This is a genomic window from Streptomyces sp. BBFR25, from assembly GCF_044590125.1.
Lineage (GTDB): Bacteria > Actinomycetota > Actinomycetes > Streptomycetales > Streptomycetaceae > Streptomyces > Streptomyces canus_D.
Map to the genome: position 1 here is coordinate 6,670,592 of NZ_CP172447.1, position 19,215 is coordinate 6,689,806.

Consider the following 19,215-nt stretch of genomic DNA (forward strand, 5'->3'; position numbering starts at 1 on the left):
CCCGGCACCCCGCCCGGTCGGACGGACCCCGCCCGTCCCGACGCCCGCACGGGGCCGGTACGGACGCGGGGCGCCCGGTCCGGTCGTCCGGTACGGCGGGGCCCGGCCCCGGCGCTCGGGTCCCGCCGTACCGGACGGGAGCCGCTGCTCCGGACGGCCGGACAGCGTCGACCCCGGGGGGCCTGCCGTACCGGCCGCGGCGAGCGACACCGCGTCGGTCCTGCTCAGCCCGGCGCACCCGGGCGGCCCGGTGCCCCGAAGGCACCCCTGCGGGGCGGTCGGGCACCGCTCGCCCCGACGGCCCGCACGGGGCCGGTAACCGGTGCTTCGGCGTCGGTCCCACCGGGGCGGGCGGCCACCGGGCGTCCCCGCGGACGGACGGACGGTGGCCGTGGCCGTCGCCGGGGCGGCACCGGCGCAAGGCGACCCGACCCGGTGGGCGTGGCGTTGAGGCTCCGCTGTCCGGCGCTCGCCCGGCGCCGGACCGGTCCTCAACCCCGGCGCCGGACCGGCCCCCGCCTCTCGCCGCCCCCCGTCCCCCACCCCCGCTCGTACGGTCGGCGCCCGCCCCGGCGTCGGCCGTACCCCCGCGCCCCCACAGATCCCCGTCCCCACCCCACCCGCCGGAAGGAGGCTCCCGTGGCCGGAGAGATCCCCCAGGCCCAGCCACCACCCGCCGTTCCCGATCCCGACCCCGTACGGCACCCGTATCTCCTGCTGTGGCGGTGGCGGCGCAACCCCTTGCGGCGGCCGAGCGACCGGCTGGGAGCGTGGATCTCGCTCGGGCTCGTGCTCGCCGTGCTGGTGGCGGCCCCGGCGGCGATGTTCGGGGTCGGCGACAGCGCCTACCGGCACTACCGGAGCACCGCCGAGCACGAGGCACGGACCTGGGACCACCGTCCCGCCGTCCTGACCCACGACGCCCCGCGCCATCCCGAACCGGGCTCGGACGAGGCGAAGAAGGCCCGCTATCCGGTACCGGTCAGCTACACCGGCCCCGACGGGACGAGCAGGACCGGGACCACCGAGGTCGAACCGGGACTGCCGGCGGACAGTACCGTCCTGGTCTGGGTCGACGCGGAGGGCCGGATCACCGAGCCGCCGCTGACCGTGGAGCAGATCCGCAGCCGCACGATGGGCTGGGCGATCCTCGCCTTCCTGGGCGTCGTCCTCACCGGCCTCGCGGCACACACCGCCGCCGGTCTCGTGCTGCACCGGCGCAACCTCGCCCAGTGGGACGCGGCCTGGGCCAACACGGCCCCGCGCTGGAGCAGACACCCGTGACGTCGCCCGTCCGAGCGCGGGTCCCTCACGCCGTCGCCGCGCCCGCCGCCGGCGGCGCCAACTGGCGTGCCAGCCACGTCGGTACGCCGCCCAGCAGCCGGAACAGCCGCCGCGCCTCCTCCCGCAGCCGGGACGCCTCCGGCTCCGACTCGGCGTCCGCGAGCGAGGCCAGCGCCGGGGCGGTACCGACGAGGTACCCCAGCTCCTCGCGGATGCGCAGCGACTCGGCGAAACCGTGCCGCGCCTCGGCCAGCTCCCCCTCCCGCAGGGCGAGTCCGGCCAGATGCCGCCAGGTGAAGGACTGGAGCAGCGGGTCGGCGTGCGCGGTGGCGCCGGCGTGGGCCCGCCGGTACGCCGCGCGGGCGGCCTGCGGAGAGCGGGTCAGGTTCTCCGCGAGCAGCCCGCGCCGGAAGTCCAGCAGCGCCCGCCCCCCGGCCCCCGGCGCGATCAGCGCCGCCGCCCGGCCCAGCGCGGCCCGCGCCTCGTCGGCCCGGTCGCGCACCCCGTGCACCGTGGCGGCGTACGCGAGCTGGCCCCGTTCACAGGCGGCGGCCCCGCGTTCGTCGTCGGTGTGCGCCAGGGCCTCCGCGGTGCGCAGCGCGTCCTCGGCCTCGGCCCAGCCCTGCTCCGTGTACAGGCACCGCTCCACCAGCAGCGCGGTCCGCTGCAAGGCGGTGTCCGCGGTGACCGGCTCCAGCAGGGCGGCCGCGTCGGCCCAGCAGCCGCGCGAGCGCAACCGCCATACCGCGGTCTGGAGCGGATCGTCACCTTCGGTCGTTCCCCAGCCAGAACCAGCCATGGCGGAATGCGCCACGTCGCCCTCCCCTTAGCACGCCATCGAGCTCTCGAGTGGTGGCCGCATCTCAGCACGGATCCGGCGGCCCGGCCAAGGGGATGGGTGAAAGATTTCACAAAGTCGTGGACTTCGTGCCGTCGAGGTTTGGGAAAGCCCCGGGGCCCCCGGGGCTTCCGCGCGCCCCGGGGGCCCCGGATCATTCGCAGGGCCGGCCTCAGCTCATCCGCAGGGCCAGGAAGAAGTCCAGCTTGTCCTCCAGGCGCGACAGATCACGCCCCGTCAACTGCTCGATCCGCCCGACGCGGTAGCGCAGCGTGTTGACGTGCAGGTGCAGCCGGTTGGCGCAGCGCGTCCAGGAGCCATCGCTGTCGAGGAACGCCTCCAGCGTCGGGATCAGCTCGGCGCGGTGGCGGCGGTCGTAGTCCCGCAGCGGATCGAGCAGCCGCGCGGTGAAGGCGCGCCGCACGTCGTCGGGGACGAAGGGGAGCAGCAGTACGTGCGAGGCCAGCTCCTGGTGACCGGCCGCGCAGACCCGCCCGGGGCGCGCCGCGGCGACCCGGCGCGCGTGCCGGGCCTCCTCCAGCGCCCCGCGCAGCCCCTCCGCCGAGTGCACGGCCGCGCTGACGCCGAGCGTGACCCGCCCGTCGCCGTCCAGCCCCGCCGACAAAGGCTCCCGTACGGACTCCAGCAGCGCTTCGGCGAGCACCCCGGCCTCGGAACCGTCGTGCTCGGTGGCGACCGCCGGCAGCGGTACGAGGGCGACCGCCTCCCCGCCGGTGTGTGCCACGGCGATGCGGTCCGACTGCTCGGGCCCGGTGGCGTGCGGGTCTACGAGGATCTCCTCCAGCAGGGTCTGCGCGACCCGGCCGGTCTGCTCGTCGCCGTCCTCCCACTCCACCCGGGCCACCACGACCTGCCAGTGCGGTGCCGCGCCGAGGCCCGGCAGCAGCACCGGCGCCGCCACCCGGAGCCGGGCCGCGATCTCGGCCGGGGCGGCGCCCGTCTGCACCAGTTCCAGGACCTCCTGGGCCAGCCGCCGCCGTACCGTGCGCGCCGCGTCCCGCCGGTCCCGCTCGACGGCGATCAGCTGGGTGACGCCGTACAGCAGGTCGAGCCGCTCCTCCGCCCACTCCCCGGCGTCCGCCTCCACCACGAGGAGCCAGTCGGACAGCACCGTCTCGCGCACGTCCCGCCCCGCGCCCGCGCCCTGCGCAGCACGCGCCCCGGGTGGCGTCACCGGGGGCTGTCCCCGGCCGCGCACCGGGAAGAGGCTGTACGTCGTGGAGCCCACGGCCACCCGGTGCGGTGCGCGGCGCCCCGTGCGGGTGGCCGCGAGGTGCTCGGCCGCCAGCTTGGCGCAGACCTCGGCCAGGAGCGCGGGCTCCGCGTCCTTGGGCCCGGCGACCTGCCGACCGGTGGGGGAGAGCACCCAGGCCCGCAGGTCGAGGTCGGAACCGAGCAGGTCGAGGACGACGTCGGGGCCGCCGCCCGCCGGGCCCGAGGTCATCATCCGGCGGTGCCGGTCCACCACGGCCGCGAGGTCCCCCGCCCGCTCGCCGGACACCTGGCGCACGACGTGCTCGGTGATCGTCGCGAAGGCCACCGACTCGTGCACCGCGAACAGCGGCAGCCGGTGCCGCGCGCACGCCACCACCAGGTCCTCCGGCACGCTCCCCAGCTCCGCCTCACCGGCGGCCAGCGCGGCCACCTGGGCCTGCACGAGGAGGCGGACGAAAGGTTCGGAGTCGGCGGCGTCCCGGCGCCAGGCCAGGCCGGTGAGCACCAGCTCGCCGCCCGAGAGATAGCGGCTGGGGTCCCGCAGGTCGGTGGTCATCACGCCGCGGACCGATCGGTCCAGCTCGTCCTCGCCGCCGAGCAGCTTGAGGCCCAGCGCGTCGGTGTCCAGCAGTGCGCGCAGCCGCATTCTCGTCGCCGCCGTTCTTTGTCTCGAAGTGTTCCAGGTCACGCGGCTGTGTCGCCCGATTCCAGAGGAGAACAGGGAGGCAATCGAGCACCTCCGTTCATACGAATCTACAAGATGCCTGCCCTGGCCAGCCAACTCCTTCATGGTTTCTGCGACTGACCCTGGTGGAGCACACGACGGTGTACTGAGGCCATTCCACGTGAACAACACATGAACGAGCCGGGCCCCGGCCCACGGAATTGGCGCGATCCCTACGACCGCGCGCAGATCCCGCTCGCAGAGACCACCGCCGCTGAGACCACCGCACGCACAGACCACCGCACGCAGACGAGGAAGAGAGCCGGTCATGGACTTCCTTCGCCCCGCCAGCTGGGAGGAGGCGCTCGCCGCGAAGGCCGAGCACCCCAGCGCTGTGCCCATCGCGGGCGGTACCGACGTGATGGTCGAGATCAACTTCGATCACCGCAGGCCCGAGTACCTCATGGACCTGAACCGCGTCGCCGACCTGAGCGAGTGGGAGGTCGGAGAGGATTCCGTACGGCTCGGTGCCTCCGTGTCCTACACCCGGATCATGGAGAACCTGAGCACCGAGCTGCCGGGTCTCGCCCTCGCCTCGCACACGGTCGCCTCCCCGCAGATCCGTAACCGCGGCGGCGTGGGCGGGAACCTCGGCACCGCCTCCCCGGCCGGGGACGCCCACCCGGCGCTGCTCGCCGCCGGCGCCGAGGTCGAGGTCGAGTCGCTGCGCGGCGCGCGCCGCATCCCGATCGACGCCTTCTACACCGGCGTGAAGCGCAACGCGCTGGAGCCCGACGAACTGATCCGCGCCGTGCACGTCGACAAGGCCGACGGACCGCAGCAGTTCTCCAAGGTCGGCACCCGCAACGCCATGGTCATCGCCGTGTGCGCCTTCGGCCTCGCCCTGCACCCCGCCACCCGTACCGTCCGCACCGGCATCGGCTCGGCCGCGCCCACCCCGGTCCGGGCGACGGCCGCCGAGGAGTTCCTGAACGCGGCGCTGGAGGACGGCGGCTTCTGGGAGAACGGGAAGATCGTCGCCCCGTCGGCCGTCAAGCGGTTCGCGGACCTGTGCTCCGCCGCCTGCGACCCCATCGACGACGTCCGGGGCACGGCGAGCTACCGCCGCCACGCGGTCGGCGTCATGGCCCGCCGGACGCTCACCTGGACCTGGGAGTCGTACCGCGGCGAGCGCCGCACCGCGGAAGGAGCCGTGTGATGCGCGTCAACTTCACCGTCAACGGACGTCCGCAGGAGGCCGACGACGTGTGGGAGGGCGAGTCCCTGCTGTACGTGTTGCGCGAGCGGATGGGCCTGCCGGGCTCCAAGAACGCCTGCGAGCAGGGTGAGTGCGGCTCCTGCACGGTCCGCCTGGACGGCGTGCCGGTGTGCGCCTGCCTGGTCGCGGCCGGTCAGGCCGAGGGCCGCGAGGTCGTCACGGTCGAGGGCCTGGCGGAGTTCGCCCGGCGCCGCGCCGAGGGCGCCATCCCCGCCGCCACCGATGCCCGCACCGGTGAGAGCGCCTCGCTGGACGCGGCCCGGCGGTGGCAGGCCGGGGGTACGGACTCGCAGACCGGCGAGAACATCGAACTGGCCCCGGTCCAGCAGGCGTTCCTCGACGCGGGCGCCGTCCAGTGCGGCTTCTGCACACCCGGACTGCTGGTCGCCGCCGACGAGATGCTGGAACGCCGGCCGAACCCGACCGACGAGGACATCCGCGAGGCGCTGTCGGGCAACCTGTGCCGCTGCACCGGCTACGAGAAGATCATGGACGCGGTCCGCCTGGCCGCGGCCCGCCGGTCCGAGGAGGCCGGGACATGACGGCCGTCGGCGCACCCACCGGCCTCACCCAGGGCTCCCGGACCAAGGGCGGCATCGGCGAGTCGACGCTCCGCCCGGACGGCGTCCTCAAGGTCACCGGCGAGTTCGCGTACGCGTCCGACATGTGGCACGAGGACATGCTCTGGGGCCAGATCCTGCGCTCCACCGTCGCGCACGCCGAGATCGTCTCCGTCGACACGAGCGAGGCGCTGGCCACGGCGGGCGTGTACGCCGTCATGACGTACGACGACCTGCCCACCGACGTGCGCCACTACGGACTGGAGATCCGCGACACCCCGGTCCTCGCCCACGGCAAGGTCCGCCACCACGGCGAGCCGGTCGCGATCGTCGCCGCCGACCACCCGGAGACCGCGCGCCGCGCCGCCGCCAAGATCAAGGTGGAGTACAAGGAGCTGCCCCTCGTCACCGACGAGGCCTCCGCGACCGCCCCCGGCGCCGTCCTCGTCCACGAGAACCGAAGCGACCCCCACAGCCGCCACGTCCCGCACCCCAACATCGTGCACCGCCAGCCGATCGTGCGCGGCGACGCCGAACGGGCCGCCGGGCGCGCCGACGTGATCGTCACGGGCGACTACCACTTCGGCATGCAGGACCAGGCCTTCCTCGGCCCCGAGTCGGGACTCGCGGTGCCCGGCGAGGACGGCGGCGTCGACCTCTACATCGCCACCCAGTGGCTCCACTCCGACCTGCGCCAGATCGCCCCCGTGCTCGGCCTGCCCGAGGACAAGGTGCGGATGACGCTGTCCGGCGTCGGCGGCGCCTTCGGCGGACGCGAGGACCTGTCGATGCAGATCCACGCCTGCCTCCTCGCGCTGCGCACCGGCAAACCCGTCAAGATCGTCTACAACCGCTTCGAGTCCTTCTTCGGTCACGTCCACCGCCACCCGGCCAGGCTCCACTACGAACACGGCGCCACCCGCGACGGCCGGCTCACCCACGTGAAGTGCCGCATCGTCCTGGACGGAGGTGCCTACGCCTCCGCCTCCCCGGCGGTCGTCGGCAACGCCGCCTCGCTGTCGGTCGGGCCGTACGTGTGCGACGACGTGGACATCGAGGCCCTCGCCCTCTACTCCAACAACCCGCCGTGCGGCGCCATGCGCGGCTTCGGCGCGGTCCAGGCGTGCTTCGCCTACGAGGCGCAGATGGACAAGGTGGCCCGGGAACTCGGCCTGGACCCGGTGGAGTTCCGCCGGATCAACGCCATGGAGCAGGGCACGGTCATGCCCACCGGCCAGCCCGTCGACTCCCCGGCGCCGGTCGCCGAACTCCTGCGCCGAGTCAAGACGATGCCGATGCCTCCCGAGCGCCAGTGGGAGTCCAGCGAGGGCGCCGACGTACGGCAACTGCCGGGCGGCCTGTCCAACACCACGCACGGCGAGGGCGTCGTACGGGGCGTCGGCTACGCGGTCGGCATCAAGAACGTCGGCTTCTCCGAGGGCTTCGACGACTACTCCACCGCCCGGGTCCGCTTGGAGGTCGCCGGCGGCCGGCCCGTCGTCACCGTGCACACGGCGATGGCGGAGGTCGGCCAGGGCGGCGTCACCGTCCACGCGCAGATCGCCCGCACCGAGCTGGGCGTCACCCAGGTCACCATCCGGCCCGCCGACACCCGGGTGGGCTCGGCCGGGTCCACCTCGGCCTCCCGGCAGACGTACGTCACGGGCGGCGCCGTCAAGCACGCCTGCGAGCTGGTGCGGGAGAAGGTCCTGGACATCGGCCGCCGCGGGCTCGGCGCGTCCCACCCCGCCTGGGCCACCGCCGAACTCCTCCTGGAGGGCGGCAAGGTCGTCACCGACGGCGGCGAGGTCCTCGCCGACCTCGTGGACGTCCTGGAGGACCAGGTGGTCGAGGTCGAGGAGGAGTGGCGGCACCGGCCGACCGAACCCTTCGACCCGCGCACCGGCCAGGGCAACGGCCACGTCCAGTACTCCTTCGCCGCGCACCGCGCCGTCGTCGAGGTCGACACCGAACTGGGCCTGGTCAAGGTGATCGAGCTGGCCTGCGCCCAGGACGTCGGCAAGGCGCTGAACCCCCTCTCCGTGATCGGCCAGATCCAGGGCGGCACCGTCCAGGGCCTGGGCATCGCGGTGATGGAGGAGATCGTCGTCGATCCCGTGACCGCCAAGGTCCGCAACCCGTCCTTCACGGACTATCTGCTCCCCACGATTCTCGACACGCCGGCCCTACCGGTCGACGTGCTCGAACTCGCCGACGACCACGCGCCCTACGGGCTGCGCGGCGTCGGCGAGGCACCCACCCTGTCGTCGACCCCGGCGGTCCTCGCGGCCGTACGGGACGCGACCGGGCTGGCGCTCGACCGCACGCCGGTACGGCCGGAACACCTCACCGGCACGGCGGCGGACCAGGACCCTCCGGGCGGTGCACGGAACGTCACACCCTCCGCGCCGCCCGGAGCACCGACCAAGCCCCGCTCCGCTCGCGGGACTTGAAGCACCACCGCTCGAAGTACCACACATGCGTTCGTCTCGGGCCGTCCCCCGGGTCGTGCATATCCCAAATCCCGCGGCCGCCCCAGCGGCCGGCCGGGTGCACCTATGAACCTTGGGAGACGGCCCCATGACCCAGCAGTCAGTGGAGCCCAAGACCACCGCCGAAGACGCGGGCGCGGGTTCCCGCGTCCCCGGCGGACGGTCTTGGCTCGACCGGTACTTTCACATATCCCACCGGGGATCCACGGTCGCGCGTGAGGTGCGCGGCGGTACCACCACCTTCATGGCGATGGCGTACATCGTCCTGCTCAACCCCGTGATCCTCTCCGGCAAGGACGCCGCCGGGGACACCCTGGGCCAGAAGGCCCTGATCACCGCGACAGCGCTGGCCGCGGCGGTCACCACGCTCCTGATGGGCTTCGTCGGCAAGGTGCCGCTCGCCCTGGCCGCCGGGCTCTCGGTGTCCGGCGTGATCGCCGGGCAGGTCGTCCCGCAGATGACCTGGCCGCAGGCCATGGGCATGTGTGTGATGTACGGCGTGGTGATCATGCTGCTGGTGGTCACCGGGCTCCGCGAAATGATCATGAACGCGATCCCGCTCGCCCTCAAGCACGGCATCACCATGGGCATCGGCCTGTTCATCGCCATCATCGGCCTGGTCAAGGGCGGCTTCGTCCACCCGGGCAAGGCGACCCCGCTCTCCCTCGGCCCCGCCGGTGAACTCGCCGGCTGGCCGGTCCTGCTCTTCGCGGGCACCCTGCTGCTGATCTTCATGCTCCAGGCCCGCAACATGCCCGGGGCCATCCTGATCGGCATCGTCACCGGCACGATCGTCGCGGCGGTCCTCAACGCCACCGGGGTCATCGACCCCAAGCAGTGGGCCAACGGCGCACCCGAGCTGCACGGCAGCGCGGTCTCCATGCCGGACTTCTCGCTCTTCGGCGACCTGGAGTTCGGCGGCTGGGGCGAGGTCGGCGCGATGACGGTCGGCATGATCGTCTTCACGCTCGTGCTCGCCGGGTTCTTCGACGCGATGGCCACCATCATCGGCGTCGGCACCGAGGCCAAGCTCGCCGACGACAAGGGCCGCATGCCGGGCCTGTCCAAGGCGCTCTTCGTCGACGGCGCCGGCGGCGCGATCGGCGGGGTGGCGGGCGGCTCCGGCCAGACCGTCTTCGTCGAGTCCGCGACCGGCGTCGGCGAGGGGGCCCGTACCGGGCTGGCCTCGGTCGTCACCGGCCTGTTCTTCGCGGCCTGCCTCTTCTTCACCCCGATCACCGCGATCGTGCCGCAGGAGGTCGCCTCGGCGGCCCTGGTGGTCATCGGCGCGATGATGATGATGAACGCCCGGCACGTGGACTGGGCCGACCGGGCCACCGCGATCCCGGTCTTCCTGACCGTCGTCCTGATGCCGTTCACGTACTCCATCACGGCCGGTGTCGCCGCCGGTGTCATCTCCTACGTCGCCATCAAGGTCGCGCAGGGCAGGGCGCGGGAGATCGGCGCGTTCATGTGGGCCCTGACGGTGATCTTCGTCGTCTACTTCGCCCTCAACCCGATCGAGAGCTGGATGGGCGTGCACTAGGCGCCACGACGGGAACCCTTCACGTACCCGTCGGCCGAGGAGGACCGGAAGATGCTGGACATCGCCGAAGAGCTGCACCGGTGGGCCGAGCAGGGCCGCGACTTCGCCGTGGCCACCGTGGTGGCCGTCGGCGGCAGCGCGCCCCGGCCGCCCGGCGCCGCCCTCGCGGTGGACGCCGACGGCACGGTGGTCGGCTCGGTCTCCGGCGGCTGCGTGGAGGGCGCCGTTTACGAACTGTGCCGGCAGGCGCTCCAGGACGGCGAGACCGTCGTGGAGCGCTTCGGGTACAGCGACGAGGACGCCTTCGCCGTGGGGCTGACCTGCGGCGGAGTCATCGACGTCCTCGTCACCCCGGTACGGACGGGCGACCCCGTCCGTCCTGCCCTGGCCGCCGCCCTCGCCGCCGCCGCGCACGGGCGGACGGCGGCCCTGGCCCGGATCGTCGGCGGCCCGGCGGAACTGAGGGGCCGCGCGCTCGTCGTCGGCCCGGACGGTTCCCGCACCGGCGGCTTCGGCGGCCACCCCGCGCTGGACCGCACGGCGGCCGCCGAGGCGGGCGCCTTCCTGGACGCCGGGCGCACCGGCACACTGGAGATCGGCGAGCAGGGCTCGCGCTGCGGAGCACCGGTGACGCTGCTGATCGAGTGCTCCGTCCCGGCCCCCCGCATGATCGTCTTCGGTGCGATCGACTTCGCCTCGGCGCTGGTGCGGGTCGGCAAGTTCCTCGGTTACCACGTGACCGTGTGCGACGCCCGCCCCGTCTTCGCCACCCCGGCCCGCTTCCCGGACGCGGACGAGATCGTCACCGAGTGGCCCCACGAGTACCTGGCACGCACCGCCGTGGACGCCCGTACGGTGCTGTGCGTCCTGACCCACGACGCCAAGTTCGACGTGCCGCTGCTTCGGCTGGCGTTGCGCCTCCCGGTGGCGTACGTCGGCGCGATGGGCTCCCGCCGCACCCACCTGGACCGCGAGGCCCGCCTGCGCGAGGTCGGGCTGAGCGACCCGGAGCTGGCCCGCCTCAGGTCACCGATCGGCCTCGACCTCGGCGCCCGCACCCCCGAGGAGACGGCCCTGTCCATCGCCGCCGAGATCGTCGCGACCCGCCACGGCGGCACGGGCACCTCCCTGACCGGCGCCCACACCCCCATCCACCACGACGACCCGAAGGCCCCGGCGAGGCACATCGGTTCGGTGGCGTAGCGACCCGGAGGGCCGGGCGCCGGGGAAGGCGTGCCCCGCGTCTCGGGCACCACGAGCCGACGCCGCGGATACTCGCCGAGGACAGTCGCAGGCGTCTTCCTCCGGTCCGCACGCCGCCCGGTTCACCCCTCGCCGTCCGCCGACCGGGTCAGGTACGCGTGGTTGTCCTTGATGAGGTGGTCCAGCGCGTCTCTGGCGGCGACGAGGCCGTCGATGTCCTCGGACAGCCGGGCTCGCTCGCGGTGCATGATCTCCAGTGCCTGCCGCGCCCTGTCCTGACTCGGCTCGGCCATGCAGGGCACCATCTCGACGAGGGTGCCGCTGGACACCCCTGCCGCCAGGAACGCCTGCACCAGGCGCACCCGCTCGACGTGCTCGTCCTCGTAGTGACGCTGCCCGCTGGGCGAGCGGGAGCTGACGAGCAGGCCCTGCTCCTCGTAGTAGCGCAGCGACCGGCGGCTGGCTCCCGTCCGGGCGGACAGTTCACCGATCCGCATCCCGAACCCCTCCCATGCTCCTGCTTCACTTGCCCCTGACATCGATGTGAGCGTTTAGGTTAACGCCATGTTGAAGCTCATCTTCATGATCAATCGCGTCGAGGGCATGTCGTACGAGCGTTTCGTCGACCACCATCGCAATCGGCACGCGCCCCTGTTCACCTCCATCCCGGAGGCGGAGCGCTACGTGCGCAGATACGCCGTGTCGCACCCGGTCCCCGCCGAGAACTACCCGCCCCGGGCCTATGACGGCCTGACGGAGATCTGGTTCGAGGACTGGGCGGACCACGACGCCTTCTTCGCCTCCGACAACTACCGGACGCTGGTCAACCCCGACGAAGCGCGCTTCATCGACATGGGCTCAGTGGCCGTGATGGTCACCGAGGAGAGAGAGGTCATCTGACTGCGAAGAGTCGGCCTCACCCCCGGTCCGGAGTCCTCCTGGGCAGGGACACCTCCGCGACCACCGGGCGGTGGTCGGAGGCCGTGGGCTCGGTCGGGACCGTGGCGGTCCGTACGCGTACGGCCTTGTCCACGGCCACGTAGTCGATACGCTTCACCGGGGCCTCGGCCGGATACGTGCCGGGGGTGCCCGCGCCCGCGTCGCGCAGGTCCTTCCACAGCGGGGCCAGCTCGGGTGCCGAGGGCTCGGCGTTGAAGTCGCCCAGCAGGAACTGGCGGGCGCCCGGCAGCTTGGCCCGCTCCCGGGCCATGATCCGGCGGGTGTCGGCGACCTGGGCCCGGCGCACGGCAGGGTCCGCCCGGTAGTCGAGGTGGGTCACGAAGACCTGCACCGGCACCCCGCGCACCTTGAGCGTCACCTCGCCGAAGCCGGGCGCGGGGGCGGGTACCGGGTTCTCGTCCTGCGTGGACAGGCGCGTGATCTCGTGGTTCGTCGCGGAACGGACCGGGAAGCGGGAGAGCACCGCCACGCCGTACTCGCGCCGGGGTTCCCCCGCGGTCACGGGATCGAGGCTGTAGATCGGCGCGAAGGACACCCGCATGCCGAGCCGCCGGGCCAGCTCCCCGGCCACGTCGAGCCCCTGGCTGCGGGCTCCCCAGTGCACGTCGACCTCCTGGAGGCCGATCACGTCCGCGTCGAGGGCGCGCAGCGCGGCGGCCTGCCGGTCGAGGTCGAAGACGCCGTCCGAGCCCGTCCCGGCGTGGATGTTGTAGGTGGCGATGCGCAACGGGACCGCGTGGCCCCGGTCGGCGGCGGAGGCGGGCGGTGCCGCCACGGCCAGGGTCAACAAAGCACCCGCGAGGGACAGTTGGGTGAAGGTGCGCGCTCTGAGAGACATGCCGGCACGGTACGCGGGAAACGGCGTCCGCGAGGCCCGCGGCGCGATCTCGTCCGCGACCCGTCCCCCGCCCGCAACCCCCGGTTCACGGCTGCCGGAGCAGGTGGTCGACCGTGCGGCCGAAGACGTGGCGCCCCGCGCGGCCGAGGAGGCCGTCGAGGAGGGGCGGCACGAGCCGGACGTCCAGTTCCTCGCGCCACCCGACGCGTGCCCGGCCGCCGGGCCCCGCCGCGACCTCGATCTCCGCCCAGCCCCGGACCAATCGGCCGCGCTTGACCAGCCGGCACCGGCCGGGGGAGTCCTCGCGCGGAGGCTGCCAGAGCGTCACCTCCATCGGGTCGTCGAAGGCGAGCGGTCCGGCCCCCGTGCGGGCCACGACCAGCGTGCCCGGACGGGTGGGGCCGGGCGGTCCGGCGGTGACCCGGGTCAGCGGCACGGTGTCGCCGTGCCGCTCCCACCGGGTGAGCCGCCGCCAGGCCTCGGCCGGGGCGAGCGGAACGGTGCGTTCGAGCGAGAAGACGGCCACCGGACGATCGTAGGCAACGCGTCCGCCGGACGATCGCAGGCAACGCGCCCATCGGTATGGCCGGTACTAGCGGTAGACCTTGCCCGGTTCGGCCTTCCCCGGGGCCATGAGCTGGGGGACCGTCACGAAGACGTAGCCCCGCTTCTTGAGCGCGTCGATGATCCCGGGCACGGCGGGCACGGTGCCGTCGTAGATGTCGTGCAGCAGGATGATGCCGTCCCGGGACGACTGGTCCAGGACCCGCTCGGTGATCAGGTCGGAGTCGTTCGTCTTGTAGTCCTTGGCGGTCACGGTCCACAGCACCTCCGCGAGACCCAGCTCGCGGCTGATGTCGTGGACCGTGTCGTCCGTGCGGCCCTGCGGTGGCCGCATCAGGGTGGGGCGCTTGCCGATGAGGCGCTCTATCTCCTTGTTCGGGCGCTCCAGCTCGTCGCGTATCTCGTCCGGTTCGGCGTCCGTGAGGATCTTGTGGGTCCAGGTGTGGCTGGCCACCTCGTGGCCCTCGGCGGCCATGCGCCTGACAAGCTCGGGATACGTGTCGATGTGCCGCTTGCCGAGCAGGAAGAAGGTCGCCGGGACCTGCTTCTCCTTGAGGATGTCGAGCAGCCGGGCGGAGTTCTCGCTCGGTCCGGCGTCGAAGGTCAGCGCGATGCACTTGGCGTGCGCGCAGTCCACGGTGCCGAGCCCGCCCGCGCGGGCCTGGGCGCCGGACGCGTCGGCCTTGCCGTCGGCCGTCCTGTCGTCGGCCGCCTGCGCGTCGGCGGCGTTGCGGACGGAGCTGGGGGAGTGCGTCTCCAGCTTCGTGCAGCCGCTCAGCGCGAGGGTGAGCGAGGCCGCGGCCGCGAAGGTCGCGAGCACGCGCAACCTGGTCCCCGTTTTTGTCATCTTCCTGGTCAGCGAAGGCATGCGAGGACTATACGCTGCGAGTATATACGCGGTTCATAGTGCCCCCTCGAATGGCCGTTCGAGATAGGTGAGGGGTGGCCGGGCTACTCACACCGACACACACACGTGACGGTGAGAGTGAGGAGAAGCCCGTGAGCGAGAGCCCCGGGGCCACCGGCCCCCGAAGCGGACGCGCCTGGCGCCGGGCCCTGGTGACCGGCGGAGCCGGATTCGTGGGATCCCACCTGTGCGGCCGCCTGCTCGACGCCGGTACCGACGTCGTCTGCCTCGACAACCTGGCCACCGGCTCCCGCGCCAACGTGGCCGACCTGGAACGACGGCGCGGGTTCCGGTTCGTCCGCGGCGACGCCACCGACCCGGCGGCCCTGCGCGACCTGCCCGGCCGCTTCGACCTGGTCCTGCACTTCGCCTGCCCGGCCTCGCCCGCCGACTACCTCCGGCTGCCCCTGCAGACCCTCGACGTCGGCAGCACCGGCACCCGCAACGCCCTGGAGCGGGCGCACGCCGACGGCGCCCGCTTCCTGCTCGCCTCCACCTCCGAGGTCTACGGCGACCCGCTGGAGCACCCGCAGCGCGAGACGTACTGGGGCAACGTCAACCCGATCGGCCCGCGCAGCGTCTACGACGAGTCCAAGCGCTTCGCCGAGGCCCTGGTCACCGCCCACCGCCAGGTGCACGGCACCGACACCGCCATCGTCCGGATCTTCAACACCTACGGCCCCCGCATGCGCACCGGCGACGGCCGGGCCGTCCCCACCTTCATCGCGCAGGCGCTGGACGGCATGCCGCTCACCGTCGCCGGAGACGGCGGCCAGACCCGCTCCCTGTGCTACGTCGACGACACCGTGGCGGGCGTCCTGGCCCTCGCCGCGTCCGGGGAGACCGGGCCGATGAACATCGGCGGCGACGACGAGATCACCATGCTGGAACTGGCCCGCCGCATCGTCGACCTCACCGGCTCCGGCTCCCGCATCCGCTTCGTCGAACGCCCCGTCGACGACCCCGGCCGACGCAAGCCGGACACCACCCTGGCCCGGGAGCGGCTGGGCTGGCGGCCGGACGTGAGCTGGAACGAGGGCCTGGAACGGACCATCGGCTGGTTCGCGCACGCCGTCGCCGCCTGACGCGGGCCCAAGACGGCCACTTACGGTGATATTTCGGCTCATCTCCGCAAGTGACCTGTCTCCAAGTGTTTGAGGCAACCGCCCCGCGGCACCCGCGTCGCCGAGAGAGGAGTCCGCCCCATGCGCATCCTTGGTATCAACGCCCTGTTCCACGACCCGGCCGCCGCGCTCGTCGTCGACGGCCGGACCGTTGCGGCCGCCGAGGAAGAGCGGTTCAGCCGACGCAAGCACGGCAAGCGCCCGGTGCCGTTCTCCGCGTGGGAGGTCCCGGAACTGTCCGCGCGGTGGTGCCTGGAGCACGCCGGGATACGGCCCGGCGACCTGGACGCCGTCGCCTACTCCTTCGACCCCAAGCTCGCCCGGCCCGCCCGCGACCTGGGCCTGGACGACCCCTGGGACCCGCTGCGGCTCGAATACGCCCGCCGGGCCCCCGAGTTCCTCGCCGACGCGCTGCCCGGGCTCGACCCGGACCGGGTCGTCTTCGTCCCGCACCACGTGGCGCACGCCGCCTCCGCGGGACCGGCCTCGCCGCACCCCGACAACGACGTCCTCGTCCTCGACGGCCGCGGCGAGTCCGCCTCCCACCTGGCCGGCCGCTACCGCGACGGCAAGCTCGACGTCCTCGCCACCCAGGCACTGCCGCACTCGCTCGGCCTCGTCTACGAGGAACTCACCGAGCACCTCGGCTTCCTGCGCAGCAGCGACGAGTACAAGGTGATGGCCCTCGCCTCCTACGGCACCCCCCGCCACCTCGACCGGCTCCGCGAGCGCATCCACGCCACCGGCGACGGCGGCTTCTGCGCCCACGGCGTCGACTGGGCGGCCCTGGCCCCGCCGCGCGCCAAGGGCGAGGACTGGACGAAGGACCACGCGGACCTGGCCGCGAGCACCCAGGCCGTACTGGAGGAACTGCTCCTCGAACTCGTCCACTGGCTGCACGGCGAGGCGGGGGGCGAGGCCCTCACCATGGCGGGCGGCGTCGCGCTGAACTGCGTCGCCAACTCGAAGATCGCCGCGCGCGGCCCGTACCGGCACGTGTGGGTGCAGCCCGCCGCCGGTGACGCGGGCACCGCCCTCGGCGGCGCCCTGCACGTGGCCGCCGCCCAGGAGGGCGCCGCACCCGAACCGATGCCCGGCGCCGACCTCGGCCGCGGCTGGAGCGACGACGAGATCCGTGCCTGGCTGGAGACCGCCGCGATCCCCTACGAGGAGCCCGACGACATCGCCGAGACCGTCGCCGGGGAACTCGCCCGGGACGGCGTCGTCGCCTGGGTCCAGGGCCGCAGCGAGTTCGGGCCGCGCGCCCTCGGACACCGCTCCCTGATGGCCCACCCCGGCCGCGCGGAGAACCTCGAACGCCTCAACCACGTCAAGGGCCGCGAGGAGTTCCGCCCCGTCGCGCCCATGGTGCTCGCCGACCGGGCCGCCGACATCTTCACCGGGCCGGTCCCCAGCCCGTACATGCTCTTCGTGCACGACGTCGACCCCGCGTGGCGGGACCGCATCCCGGCCGTCGTCCACGTCGACGGCACCGCCCGCATCCAGACCGTCGAGGAACGCCGCGAGCCGCTCGTCGCGCGGATGCTGGCCGCCTTCGAACGGCGCACCGGGCTGCCGGTCGTCGTCAACACCAGCCTCAACACCGCCGGGCGGCCCATGGTCGACGACCCGCGCGACGCGCTGGAGTGCTTCGGCTCGGCACCCGTCGACCTGCTGGCCATCGGCCCCTTCGCGGTGCGCCGGGGACGGGCGTTCGCATGAGCGCCGCCCCCGGAACCGGCGCCCCGCGCACCGGCTACGCCGTCGTCGTCCCCACCCTGGTGCGCGACACGCTGGCCGACTGCCTGGCCGCGCTGGTCGCCGCGCACGGTCCCGACCCCGACGAGATCGTCCTGGTCGACGACCGGCCCGACCCCGACACCGACCCCGGCGCGCTGGAACACGCCCTGACCGTCCTCGGCGACCTGCGCGAACGCACGGTGGTGCTGCGCAGCGGGGGCCGCGGACCCGCCGCCGCCCGCAACACCGGCGCCCGCGCGGTCACTTCCCCCTGGACGGCCTTCCTCGACGACGACGTCCAGGTCGGCCCGCACTGGTGCGACCAGCTGATCCAGGACCTCGCCGAGGCGGCCCCCGACACCGGCGCCGTCCAGGGCGTGATCGCCGTGCCGCTGCCGGGGGAGCGCCGCCCCACCGACTGGGAACGCGGCACCGCCGGACTCGCCCAGGCCCGCTGGATCACCGCCGACATGGCCTACCGCACCGACGTGCTCAAACAGGTCGGCGGCTTCGACGAACGCTTCACCCGCGCCTTCCGCGAGGACGCCGACCTCGCACTGCGCGTCCTGGACGCGGGCTGGCGCATCCGGCGGGGCCGCCGCACCACCCGCCACCCCGTACGGGACGCCGCGCGCTGGGTCTCCCTGAAGCAGCAGCGCGGCAACGCCGACGACGCCCTGATGCGGCGGCTGCACGGGCCCGACTGGTGGGCCAAGGCCGTCGCGCCCCGGGGCCGGATCCGGCGCCACGCGGCGATCACCGCGGCCGGTGCCGCCGCCCTCGCCCTCGCGGCGGCCGGACGTCCCCGGGCCGCCGCCGTCGCCGGGGCCGGCTGGGCCGCGGGCACCGCCGAGTTCGCCTGGGCCCGCATCGCGCCCGGACCGCGCACCCGGCACGAGGTCACGACCATGCTGGTCACCAGCGTGCTCATCCCGCCCGCCGCGACCTGGCACCGGCTCAGCGGACTGTGGCGCCACCGCGCCGCACCCGCCTGGCGGGAGGTGGCCGCATGAGCACCCCCGGCAACGCCGTGAAGGCCGTCCTCTTCGACCGCGACGGCACCCTCGTCCACGACGTCCCCTACAACGGCGATCCCGACCGGGTCCGCCCCGTCGACGGCGCCCGCGAGGCGGTGGCGCTGCTGCGCGAACACGGCATCCGCGTCGGCGTCGTCACCAACCAGTCCGGCGTGGCCCGCGGCCTGATCAGCGACGGCGACGTCCGGCGCGTGAACCGCCGCATCGACGACCTGATCGGCCCCTTCGACGTCTGGGCGGTCTGCCCGCACGGCCCCGACGACGGCTGCCACTGCCGCAAGCCGCAGCCCGGCATGATCCTGTGGGCCGCCGGACGCGTGTGCACCGGCCCCGCCGACTGCGTCGTCGTCGGCGACATCGGCGCCGACATGGAAGCCGCCGAACGCGCCGGAGCCCACGGCATCCTCGTCCCCAACGACCGCACCCGCCCGGCGGAGACGGCCGCCGCGGCCCACGTCGCCCCCGACCTCCTCACCGCCGTACGGGCGATCCTCGACGGTCCGCCCACGGGGCGGGTCCTCGCCAACGAGCGGCCCATCGAGGCGGCGTACGGCCCGGGCCCGGAGCCCGGCCCGCGCACCACCGCCGCCTCCTCCGCCTTTACCTCCACCGCCGACGACGACCGGTCCGGTCCTGCCGGGACCCCGGTCGCCACGGCTCCCGGGCGAGGCGTCTTCGCCCTCCCCGCCTCCGGCCGGGACCCCGAGCAGCGGTCCCCGGCTTCCCCGGACACCGCAGGCGGTGACCGTGCCGCCGACGACGGCGGCAGCGGGACCGGGGCGGACGCGAGCGGTGGGGGGACGGGCGTCGCTCCCGCAGGGGGACGGGCAGCGGCCCCGGGCACGGTCGGTGGCCCCCGCCGAGGCGAGGACGCCGCCGCGGTGGCCCGGGCGCGTACCGCGTCCGATGCCGGGGCGGCGCGTGCGCGGGGTGTCGGCGACGG

The 19,215-nt window shown here is 73.8% G+C and carries 16 protein-coding genes and 1 pseudogene; 11 read left to right on the plus strand and 6 right to left on the minus strand.

Features of this window, described 5'->3' with window-relative positions:
- Positions 1 to 639: 639 nt before the first annotated feature.
- Positions 640 to 1,284: a hypothetical protein gene (locus ACGH52_RS30405; protein WP_399943889.1), complete on the plus strand. Its 645-nt coding sequence runs from the start codon at positions 640 to 642 to the stop codon at positions 1,282 to 1,284.
- 25 nt (positions 1,285 to 1,309) lie between these two features.
- Here ACGH52_RS30405 and ACGH52_RS30410 read toward each other — a convergent pair whose 3' ends face one another.
- Positions 1,310 to 2,098 (minus strand): hypothetical protein, encoded by a 789-nt coding sequence (locus ACGH52_RS30410; RefSeq protein ID WP_003972756.1) that lies wholly within the window; start codon positions 2,096 to 2,098, stop codon positions 1,310 to 1,312.
- A 196-nt stretch (positions 2,099 to 2,294) separates the two neighbouring features.
- Positions 2,295 to 4,004: a PucR family transcriptional regulator gene (locus ACGH52_RS30415; protein WP_399943892.1), complete on the minus strand. Its 1,710-nt coding sequence runs from the start codon at positions 4,002 to 4,004 to the stop codon at positions 2,295 to 2,297.
- A gap of 346 nt (positions 4,005 to 4,350) precedes the next feature.
- On the opposite strand from ACGH52_RS30415, the gene ACGH52_RS30420 reads away from it, so the two are divergent.
- The 5 genes from ACGH52_RS30420 to ACGH52_RS30440 all read left to right on the plus strand — a co-directional run bounded on the left by ACGH52_RS30420 (position 4,351) and on the right by ACGH52_RS30440 (position 11,102).
- Positions 4,351 to 5,241, plus strand: coding sequence for an FAD binding domain-containing protein (locus ACGH52_RS30420; RefSeq protein WP_399943895.1), 891 nt, complete (start codon positions 4,351 to 4,353; stop codon positions 5,239 to 5,241).
- Positions 5,241 to 5,843: a (2Fe-2S)-binding protein gene (locus tag ACGH52_RS30425; protein WP_121702037.1), complete on the plus strand. Its 603-nt coding sequence runs from the start codon at positions 5,241 to 5,243 to the stop codon at positions 5,841 to 5,843. Before ACGH52_RS30420 ends, ACGH52_RS30425 begins: the two co-directional genes overlap by 1 nt.
- Positions 5,840 to 8,314, plus strand: coding sequence for a xanthine dehydrogenase family protein molybdopterin-binding subunit (locus ACGH52_RS30430; RefSeq protein ID WP_121702038.1), 2,475 nt, complete (start codon positions 5,840 to 5,842; stop codon positions 8,312 to 8,314). The genes ACGH52_RS30425 and ACGH52_RS30430 overlap by 4 nt, the downstream gene beginning before the upstream one ends.
- Positions 8,315 to 8,441: 127 nt before the next feature.
- Entirely contained in the window at positions 8,442 to 9,899 is a 1,458-nt protein-coding gene (locus ACGH52_RS30435; protein ID WP_121702039.1) for an NCS2 family permease, read from the plus strand.
- Between the two features lie 51 nt (positions 9,900 to 9,950).
- A complete protein-coding gene (locus ACGH52_RS30440) occupies positions 9,951 to 11,102 on the plus strand; it encodes an XdhC family protein (RefSeq protein WP_121702040.1) in 1,152 nt (383 codons plus the stop codon).
- A 122-nt stretch (positions 11,103 to 11,224) separates the two neighbouring features.
- Here ACGH52_RS30440 and ACGH52_RS30445 read toward each other — a convergent pair whose 3' ends face one another.
- On the minus strand, positions 11,225 to 11,599 hold the full coding sequence (locus ACGH52_RS30445) for a MerR family transcriptional regulator (RefSeq protein ID WP_076976915.1): 375 nt from the start codon (positions 11,597 to 11,599) through the stop codon (positions 11,225 to 11,227).
- Positions 11,600 to 11,666: 67 nt separating this feature from the next.
- Here ACGH52_RS30445 and ACGH52_RS30450 point away from each other — a divergent pair, with 67 nt between their 5' ends.
- Positions 11,667 to 12,002, plus strand: coding sequence for an EthD domain-containing protein (locus tag ACGH52_RS30450; protein ID WP_059298481.1), 336 nt, complete (start codon positions 11,667 to 11,669; stop codon positions 12,000 to 12,002).
- A 16-nt stretch (positions 12,003 to 12,018) separates the two neighbouring features.
- Here ACGH52_RS30450 and ACGH52_RS30455 read toward each other — a convergent pair whose 3' ends face one another.
- From ACGH52_RS30455 to ACGH52_RS30465, 3 genes are all read right to left on the minus strand, one after another.
- Positions 12,019 to 12,900, minus strand: a complete 882-nt coding sequence (locus tag ACGH52_RS30455) for an endonuclease/exonuclease/phosphatase family protein (protein WP_399943901.1) — start codon at positions 12,898 to 12,900, stop codon at positions 12,019 to 12,021.
- Between the two features lie 85 nt (positions 12,901 to 12,985).
- Complete coding sequence (locus tag ACGH52_RS30460) at positions 12,986 to 13,426, minus strand: SRPBCC family protein (RefSeq protein ID WP_059298484.1); 441 nt, start codon at positions 13,424 to 13,426, stop codon at positions 12,986 to 12,988.
- A gap of 66 nt (positions 13,427 to 13,492) precedes the next feature.
- A complete protein-coding gene (locus tag ACGH52_RS30465; RefSeq protein WP_399943904.1) occupies positions 13,493 to 14,332 on the minus strand; it encodes a polysaccharide deacetylase family protein in 840 nt (279 codons plus the stop codon).
- A gap of 131 nt (positions 14,333 to 14,463) precedes the next feature.
- Between ACGH52_RS30465 and ACGH52_RS30470 the strand changes: the two genes are divergently transcribed.
- From ACGH52_RS30470 to ACGH52_RS30485, 4 genes and pseudogenes are all read left to right on the plus strand, one after another.
- Positions 14,464 to 15,456 (plus strand): NAD-dependent epimerase/dehydratase family protein, encoded by a 993-nt coding sequence (locus ACGH52_RS30470; protein ID WP_076976941.1) that lies wholly within the window; start codon positions 14,464 to 14,466, stop codon positions 15,454 to 15,456.
- Positions 15,457 to 15,576: 120 nt separating this feature from the next.
- Entirely contained in the window at positions 15,577 to 17,217 is a 1,641-nt protein-coding gene (locus tag ACGH52_RS30475; protein ID WP_399943907.1) for a carbamoyltransferase, read from the plus strand.
- Positions 17,214 to 18,248 (plus strand): glycosyltransferase, encoded by a 1,035-nt coding sequence (locus ACGH52_RS30480; protein ID WP_399943910.1) that lies wholly within the window; start codon positions 17,214 to 17,216, stop codon positions 18,246 to 18,248. Before ACGH52_RS30475 ends, ACGH52_RS30480 begins: the two co-directional genes overlap by 4 nt.
- A pseudogene (locus tag ACGH52_RS30485) lies at positions 18,245 to 18,787 on the plus strand (D-glycero-alpha-D-manno-heptose-1,7-bisphosphate 7-phosphatase); the annotation flags it as partial. The gene ACGH52_RS30480 and the pseudogene ACGH52_RS30485, both read left to right, overlap by 4 nt.
- Between the last annotated feature and the right edge of the window lie 428 nt (positions 18,788 to 19,215).

Excerpts from the sequence above, each read along its gene's own strand:
- ACGH52_RS30415 (WP_399943892.1), bottom strand. The coding sequence starts at position 4,004 with ATGCGGCTGCGCGCACTGCTGGACACCGACGCGCTGGGCCTCAAGCTG.
- ACGH52_RS30420 (WP_399943895.1), top strand. The coding sequence starts at position 4,351 with ATGGACTTCCTTCGCCCCGCCAGCTGGGAGGAGGCGCTCGCCGCGAAG.
- ACGH52_RS30425 (WP_121702037.1), top strand. The coding sequence starts at position 5,241 with ATGCGCGTCAACTTCACCGTCAACGGACGTCCGCAGGAGGCCGACGAC.
- ACGH52_RS30430 (WP_121702038.1), top strand. The coding sequence starts at position 5,840 with ATGACGGCCGTCGGCGCACCCACCGGCCTCACCCAGGGCTCCCGGACC.
- ACGH52_RS30435 (WP_121702039.1), top strand. The coding sequence starts at position 8,442 with ATGACCCAGCAGTCAGTGGAGCCCAAGACCACCGCCGAAGACGCGGGC.
- ACGH52_RS30440 (WP_121702040.1), top strand. The coding sequence starts at position 9,951 with ATGCTGGACATCGCCGAAGAGCTGCACCGGTGGGCCGAGCAGGGCCGC.
- ACGH52_RS30445 (WP_076976915.1), bottom strand. The coding sequence starts at position 11,599 with ATGCGGATCGGTGAACTGTCCGCCCGGACGGGAGCCAGCCGCCGGTCG.
- ACGH52_RS30450 (WP_059298481.1), top strand. The coding sequence starts at position 11,667 with ATGTTGAAGCTCATCTTCATGATCAATCGCGTCGAGGGCATGTCGTAC.
- ACGH52_RS30455 (WP_399943901.1), bottom strand. The coding sequence starts at position 12,900 with ATGTCTCTCAGAGCGCGCACCTTCACCCAACTGTCCCTCGCGGGTGCT.
- ACGH52_RS30465 (WP_399943904.1), bottom strand. The coding sequence starts at position 14,332 with ATGCCTTCGCTGACCAGGAAGATGACAAAAACGGGGACCAGGTTGCGC.
- ACGH52_RS30475 (WP_399943907.1), top strand. The coding sequence starts at position 15,577 with ATGCGCATCCTTGGTATCAACGCCCTGTTCCACGACCCGGCCGCCGCG.
- ACGH52_RS30480 (WP_399943910.1), top strand. The coding sequence starts at position 17,214 with ATGAGCGCCGCCCCCGGAACCGGCGCCCCGCGCACCGGCTACGCCGTC.